This window comes from Actinocorallia libanotica (assembly GCF_039525175.1).
Taxonomy (GTDB): domain Bacteria; phylum Actinomycetota; class Actinomycetes; order Streptosporangiales; family Streptosporangiaceae; genus Actinocorallia; species Actinocorallia libanotica.
Map to the genome: position 1 here is coordinate 23,783 of NZ_BAAAHH010000058.1, position 7,093 is coordinate 30,875.

A 7,093-nucleotide genomic window follows, 5' to 3' on the forward strand; every position below is an offset into this window, starting at 1 on the left:
TCCAGGGGGCCGCGGGTCGTGCCGATTGACCTGGGGCCCCTTCTTCTCATATGCTGATCGCTGCGCTGTGGGCCTGCGGTGCCTCGGACGGAGCAGGCGCACGCTCGATCTGGTCGACATCGGTCTTTCCGGGGGCTCAGGCTCCCTCTCCGGTCTTGGCAGGGACGAAATCGGCCCGCCGCGCTTCGCAGACCGACTCATGTCCGTATCCGGAGCCAGCCCACACATGACGAGCAGCACCGAAGCCACCTCGACCACCCCGCAGGTAGCGGTCAACGACATCGGCTCGGCGGAGGACTTCCTCGCCGCGATCGATCTGACCATCAAGTACTTCAACGACGGCGACATCGTCGAAGGCGTCGTCGTCAAGGTCGACCGAGACGAGGTCTTGCTCGACATCGGTTACAAGACCGAGGGCGTCATCCCGTCCCGCGAACTCTCGATCAAGCACGACGTCGACCCCAACGAGGTCGTCTCCGTCGGCGACGAGGTCGAGGCCCTGGTCCTCCAGAAGGAGGACAAGGAAGGTCGCCTGATCCTGTCCAAGAAGCGCGCCCAGTACGAGCGCGCCTGGGGCACGATCGAGAAGATCAAGGACGAGGACGGGATCGTCACCGGTACGGTCATCGAGGTCGTCAAGGGTGGTCTCATCCTCGACATCGGCCTCCGCGGCTTCCTCCCGGCCTCCCTGGTGGAGATGCGCCGGGTCCGCGACCTGCAGCCGTATGTCGGCAAGGAGCTCGAAGCCAAGATCATCGAGCTGGACAAGAACCGCAACAACGTGGTCCTGTCCCGCCGCGCCTGGCTCGAGCAGACCCAGTCCGAGGTCCGCCAGACCTTCCTCAACACCCTGCAGAAGGGCCAGGTCCGCAAGGGCGTCGTGTCCTCGATCGTCAACTTCGGTGCGTTCGTGGACCTCGGCGGCGTCGACGGCCTGGTCCACGTCTCCGAACTGTCCTGGAAGCACATCGACCACCCCTCCGAGGTCGTCGAGGTCGGCCAGGAGGTCACGGTCGAGGTCCTGGACGTCGACATGGAGCGCGAGCGCGTCTCCCTGTCGCTGAAGGCGACCCAGGAAGACCCGTGGCAGCAGTTCGCCCGCACCCACCAGATCGGCCAGGTCGTGCCGGGCCGCGTCACCAAGCTGGTGCCGTTCGGCGCGTTCGTCCGCGTCGAGGAGGGCATCGAGGGCCTGGTGCACATCTCCGAGCTGGCCGAGCGCCACGTGGAGATCCCCGAGCAGGTCGTCCAGGTGGGCGACGAGATCTTCGTCAAGATCATCGACATCGACCTCGACCGCCGTCGCATCAGCCTCTCGCTGAAGCAGGCGAACGAGGGCGCGATGGAGATCACCGACGAGGAGTTCGACCCCACCCTCTACGGCATGCCGGCCGAGTACGACGCCGAGGGCAACTACAAGTACCCCGAGGGCTTCGACTCCGAGACGGGCGAGTGGCTCGAGGGCTACGACGCCCAGCGCGAGACCTGGGAGCGCCAGTACGCCGAGGCGCGCCAGCGCTTCGACGCCCACCGCAAGCAGATCGACGAGGCCCGCAAGGCCGACGCCGAGGCCGCGGGCGGCGAGGGCGGTCAGACGACCTACACCGGCGGCTCCGAGGAGCCGACGGGCGGCGCCCTGGCCACCGACGAGGCGCTCGCCGCGCTGCGCGAGAAGCTCTCGGGCGGTCAGTGAGCACATGACCGGTCCCCTCCCGTCTCGGCGGGGGTGAGCCGGTCCCGTCAGCCGATACCATCTTCGGGTGGTCACGACTGACAAAGGCACCTACAGCGAGGGCCCTGCCGGAGTGCCGGCGGGGCCCTCACTGGTCCCCGGGGGCGCCGCGCGGCTGACACTGATCGGCGTCACCGTCGCCCTGCTCGCCGAAACCCTCCGCTACTCCCTCCCCGTCTTCGTCGAGCTGTCCGTCGGCACCGCCCTGGCGGTGGCGCTGCCGGTGGCGCTCGTCCCCTTCCTGGCGCCCGTCCTGCGGCCCCTGCTGGGCCCGCGGGTCCTGACCGGCCTGGGCATCGGCGGGCTGCTGCTGTCCCGGCTGGTGGTCCAGGGGGTGGGCCCCGTCCTGGACCTGGCCGTGGTGGCGACGGCGCTGGGCCTGCTGGCCCTTCCCGCGCTGTACGAGAGCGCCCGCGGCCTGTCGGGCGTGGGCTTCGCCATCGCCGCGACCGCCGGCCTGGCGGTCGACACCAGCCTGCGGATGCTCTTCGGCACCTGGGACGCCGCCTGGCAGAGCGGCCCGGCGGCCTGGGCGGTCTGCCTGGTCCTGGTCGGGGTGGGCGTCGCCGCGCTGGTGCGCGAGCTCTCCTCGGGCGTGGTGCCGCCGCCGGGCATCTCCTGGCGCGACGCCATGGGCGCCGCCGCCCTCGGCCCCTTCCTGGCCCTGCAGGTGCTGGTGCTCTCCAGCCCGGCCTTCGTCGCCTCCTCCGGCTGGCTGTCGCTGACCTCGGCCCATCTGGCGGTGCTGGCCGGCCAGGCGCTCGCGCTGGCGTTCCTCGCCTCGGGCCTGGCGGTCCGCGCGGTGCCCGGCGGGGTGTGCGTGCTGGGCGGCACGGTGCTGGGCCTGTGCGCCGGCGCGGTGGCGGGCACCTACGCGCTGGAGGGCCGGGTGATCATCTTCGCGGTCGTGCCCGCCCAGGTGCTGGCCGCCTGGCTGCTGGCCGTGGCCTGCCGCGCGCCGCTGCGCCGCGCCGGGGACGGCGGGCCGATCTGGCGGGTGGACGTCGGCGCCGCCCTCGGCGGGTTCGCGCTGCTGGTGATCCTGGTGCCCTACACGCTCAACCCCTCGCACCCGCTGCCGTTCCCCAACAACGCGCTCAGCGCCTGCGCGGGCATCCTCATCGGCCTCCTGGCCTCCATCGCCGCCTCCCGCGGCGGCCCGCTGCCCGCCCGCGCCCCCCAGCGGGCGGTGGCCGCGCTGGGGGCGTCCCTGGTGCTGGCCGTCCCGACCGGCGTGTTCGCGCTGTCGGGCGGCGAGGCGGAGTCGGCCACCGGCGAGACGCGGCTGCGGGTGGTCTCCTACAACATCCGCCAGGCGATGCACGACGGCAAGCTCGACCCCGAGCGCGTCGCGAAGGACGTCGAGGCGCAGAAGGCCAACGTGGTGGCGCTGCAGGACGTGGGCCGGGGCGCGACCGCCTCGGGCACCGCGGACCTGGGCGTGTGGCTGTCGCGGCGGCTCGACATGACGCTGGTGTGGGGTCCGGCGGCCGACTCCCAGTACGGCAACGCGATCCTCACCTCGCTGAAGGTCGAATCCTCCGGCGGGGGCCGGGTCTTCAGCGGCGAGCAGATCCGCGGCTACCTCTGGGCGCGGCTCAGGACGGGCGACGGCACCGTGGACGTGTGGACGGCGCGGCTGGCCCCCGGCGAGGAGAAGGCGGCGCACCGGCGCGCCGAGCTGTCGGAGCTGGTGCGGGCCTGGAGCCGCGCCCCCCGGACGATCGTCGCCGGGGACATGGGCGTCGCGCTGGACGGCGACGGCCTGGAGCCGCTGAACGGCACCGGCCTGCGCCGTGCGGCCGGGGCGCACGACTCCGGTTCGCAGGGCGTGTTCTGCACCGACGACCTGGTGTTCTCCGAGGCGGTCAGCCCCCGCGACGGCATGGTCGCGGTGACCGCCGAGGCGGACTGATGATCGGCCTGGCCGAGGCGCGGGACGCGGGGGAGATCCTCACCCTGCAGCGCGCCGCCTACGTGAGCGAGGCGCAGCTGTACGGCGACCCGTTCCTGGCTCCGCTGGTGGAGCCGCCCGAGCAGGTGCGGGCGCTGTTCGACGACCCCTCCGCCGTGGTGCTGAAGGCGGTGGAGGGCGCCCGCGTCGTCGGCGCGGTGCGCGCCCGGATCCAGGGGGAGACCTGCCTGGTCGGCCGCCTGGTGGTGGCGCCCGACCGGCAGGGCCGGGGCCTGGGGAGCGCCCTGATGAAGGCGGTCGAGGCCGAGGTCGCCGGCCGCGCCTCGGCGCTGCTGCTGTTCACCGGCCACCTCTCGGAGGGCAACCTGCGCCTGTACCGCCGCCTGGGCTACGCCGAGTTCCGCCGCGAGCGGGTCTCGGACCACCTGGTGCTGGTGCACCTGCGCAAGCCCCTCGGCTAGGGTGCGCAGGGACGCGCGGAACGATCAGGGAGGCTCGGGGTTGTGAGCAGGTTGCGGGTGGGGCTGACCGGCGGCATCGGTTCGGGCAAGAGCGAGGTCTCGCGGCGGCTGGCGGCGGCGGGGGCGGTGCTCATCGACTCCGACGCGCTGGCGCGGGAGGTCGTGGAGCCCGGCACCGAGGGGCTGGCGAAGATCGTCGAGGAGTTCGGCGCGGACGTGCTGACCGCCGAGGGCACCCTGAACCGCGAGAAGCTCGGTTCGATCGTCTTCTCCGATCCCGAGAGTCTCGCGAAGCTGAACGCGATCACCCACCCGCTGATCGGGGCGCGCAGCGCCGAGCTCCAGGACGCGGCGCCGCAGGACGCGGTGCTCCTCTTCGACGTCCCCCTGCTGGCCGAGAACGGCCTCAAGCCGCTGTACGACCTGGTGGTCGTGGTGGACGCCCCGGTGGAGACCCAGCTGGCGCGGCTGACCGACCTGCGGGGCATGAACGAGACCGAGGCGCGCAAGCGCATCGCCGCCCAGGCCACCCGGGAGCAGCGCCTGGCCATCGCCGACCGGGTGATCGACAACTCCGGCTCCCTGGCCCGGCTGGCCGAGCAGGTCGAGGAGCTGTGGGAGGACCTGCAGAAGCGGCGCTCCTGAGGGCTCAGTCCTCCTGGCGCAGCTCCCACAGCAGGTCGGGCCGGTCGGTGGTGATGCCGTCCACGCCGTACTCCAGGAGGCGCACCATGGTGTCGGCGTCGTTGACGGTGTAGGCGTAGACGTCCAGCCAGCGCAGGTGCGCGTCCCGGACGTACGCGGGGGTGATGTTGCCCTTGGCGGGGTGGACGGCGCCGGCGTACCAGCGCACCCCGAGCAGCTCCAGGGTGCCGGGGTGGCCGAGGACGGTCCCCCGCACGGCGGGCAGCGCCTCGGTGACGGCCCGCACGTAGCGCCAGGAGAAGCTCTGGACGGTGAGCCGCTCGTAGCTCGTCCAGTAGGCGTCGTTCTCCACGTGGGAGAGGAGCCGCCCGGTGATCCCGGGGTACTCCTCGGGGTTCTTCAGCTCCACCAGGGCCTTGAGCCGGGCGGCCTTGACGGTGCGCAGCGCCTCGGCGAGCGTGGGCACCCGCTCGCCCTTGTGGCGGCGCCCGAACCACGACCCGGCGTCCAGCTTCTTGATCTGCTTGAGCGTCAGGTCGCCCACCCGCCAGGGTTTGAGCTTGGGAAAGCGCTTCTTCACGTCGGTGGTGCGGGTGAGGGTGCGGTCGTGGACGACGACCAGGTGCCCGTCCCGGGTCTGCCGGACGTCCAGTTCGATGAGGTCGGCGCCCATCCGCGCGGCGGCGCGGAACGCCGCCAGGGTGTTCTCCGGGGCGTGGGCCGAGGCGCCGCGGTGCGCGATGATCTCCACGTGGGCCCAGGCCCGGCGTTCGCGGTCGGCGGAGGCGGGGCCGGCGAGGGCGAGTACGGCGCAGGTGGCGAGTGCGGTCGAGGTGAACAGAGCGCGAGGCCGCGGCATGCGGATGCTCCTCCCTGGGGTCGTGACCCCTCCACCGTGCGTTCGCGCGGTGAAGCCGGTGTGGGCGGGCGGTGACCACCGTAGGGCAATCGGGTGAAGGGTCGCCAGCGTACGGGCGGCATGCCGGATGTTCCGCTCCGGGATGATCCTTCGTGATAAGCGGAAACTCCCGCTTTTCCGGCTTTTAAGAATTCCCCAAGAACCGGATGTATAGGGCTCTGTGCTCTTTCTGTCAGGGAATGACCGGACTTAGCGTGTCGATGAGTGGAGATCCCGACGAAGGAGCGACGACGTGGCCGAGAAGGGTCCCTGGAACGAGGGGAGCGGCACCGGGCCGGAGCCCGGCCGGGACCGCGCCGCGTCCGAGGGGGCGACCGGGTCCACCGCCGCGGAGGCCTTCGGGCCCGGGGGCGAGTCCGGTTCCACCGCCGAGGGCGGCCCGCCCAAGCGGGGGTTCAACCCCGCCTGGCTGCTCGTCCCGGCCGCGGGGCTGCTGCTGGGCGGCCTGGGGATCGCGACCATGGGCCAGGACCAGGGCGGCGTCCAGAGCAGGCCGACCGTGACCGTCACCGGACCGCCCGCCACCGTGGTGCGGCCCGTCGCCCCGGTCGGGACCTCCACCACCGCGCCGGGCTGCGCCCTGGACTTCCGCGACACCGCGTTGCGGCCCCCGGCCGAGCAGCTGCAGGAGGGGAACACGGGGCGCTACCAGCGCGCGCCGTCCGGCCGCGCCTTCGTCGTGGTCGACACGACGCTGACGAACTCGGGGACGGAGGACTGCTACGCGACGCCCGGATACCAGCGTGTCTACACCTCCGGGAACACCTACTACACGGGGAACGGGGAGGCCGGCGCCCTGCTGCCCGGCGGGAACGCCGTGAAGGAGGCCGTCCCCGCCGGAAGGAGTGTCAAAGGCGCCTATGTCTTCCAGGTCCCGACCGGCTCCACGGTGAGTTCGGTACGGCTGCGCAGCAATGGGAGCGAGCAGTGGACCATTGTCAATGCGGGCTGACGGGGTCGTTCACGCAAATTCTGGAGAAGAGTCATGAGCACACCCATGGACATCAAGAAACTGCTCGGCGCCCGCATGACCGGACCCGACGGTGAGGAACTGGGCACCATCGAGCAGATCTTCTTCGACGACGTGACGGGCGCCCAGGAGTGGGCACGGGTGCGGACGGGAGGGCTGCTGGGCGGCAAGGACCGCTTCGTCCCGCTCATCGGCAGCTCGCTGTCCGGCAAGGACCTGACCGTCCCCTACGACAAGCACCAGGTGAAGGACTCGCCCGACCTCACCGTGGACCGGCACATCACCCCCGAGCAGGAGGCGCAGCTGCGCGCCCACTACGGGATGGAACCGGGGTCGCAGTCGCGCACGACGACCACCACCCCCTCCAGCGGGACGGGCCGCACCAGCGCCGCGGCCGCGGCCGCGGCGACGGGGACCGGCGCGGCGGGGGAGCGGCGGACGGAGCCCGGCG

At 72.1% G+C, this 7,093-nt stretch carries 7 protein-coding genes; 6 read left to right on the forward strand and 1 reads right to left on the reverse strand.

The genetic code is table 11. The features are described 5' to 3' along the window. The first annotated feature begins 226 nt into the window (after nt 1-226). From rpsA to coaE, 4 genes are all read left to right on the forward strand, one after another. Nucleotides 227-1,693, forward strand: coding sequence for a 30S ribosomal protein S1 (gene rpsA, locus ABD140_RS37090; RefSeq protein WP_344247201.1), 1,467 nt, complete (start codon nt 227-229; stop codon nt 1,691-1,693). Nucleotides 1,694-1,760: 67 nt separating this feature from the next. After that, nucleotides 1,761-3,647, forward strand: coding sequence for an endonuclease/exonuclease/phosphatase (locus ABD140_RS37095; protein ID WP_344247203.1), 1,887 nt, complete (start codon nt 1,761-1,763; stop codon nt 3,645-3,647). Further along, nucleotides 3,647-4,108, forward strand: coding sequence for a GNAT family N-acetyltransferase (locus ABD140_RS37100; RefSeq protein WP_344247205.1), 462 nt, complete (start codon nt 3,647-3,649; stop codon nt 4,106-4,108). Before ABD140_RS37095 ends, ABD140_RS37100 begins: the two co-directional genes overlap by 1 nt. A gap of 42 nt (nt 4,109-4,150) precedes the next feature. Next, on the forward strand, nt 4,151-4,753 hold the full coding sequence (coaE, locus tag ABD140_RS37105) for a dephospho-CoA kinase (protein WP_344247207.1): 603 nt from the start codon (nt 4,151-4,153) through the stop codon (nt 4,751-4,753). Between the two features lie 4 nt (nt 4,754-4,757). On the opposite strand, the gene ABD140_RS37110 is transcribed toward coaE, so the two are convergent. Further along, nucleotides 4,758-5,612, reverse strand: coding sequence for a glycerophosphodiester phosphodiesterase (locus ABD140_RS37110; protein WP_344247209.1), 855 nt, complete (start codon nt 5,610-5,612; stop codon nt 4,758-4,760). 292 nt (nt 5,613-5,904) lie between these two features. Between ABD140_RS37110 and ABD140_RS37115 the strand changes: the two genes are divergently transcribed. Beyond that, a complete protein-coding gene (locus ABD140_RS37115) occupies nt 5,905-6,624 on the forward strand; it encodes a DUF4352 domain-containing protein (RefSeq protein WP_344247211.1) in 720 nt (239 codons plus the stop codon). Nucleotides 6,625-6,657: 33 nt separating this feature from the next. Further along, nucleotides 6,658-7,093 (forward strand): PRC-barrel domain-containing protein (locus ABD140_RS37120; protein WP_344247213.1); only part of this gene is annotated, 436 nt, incomplete at its 3' end.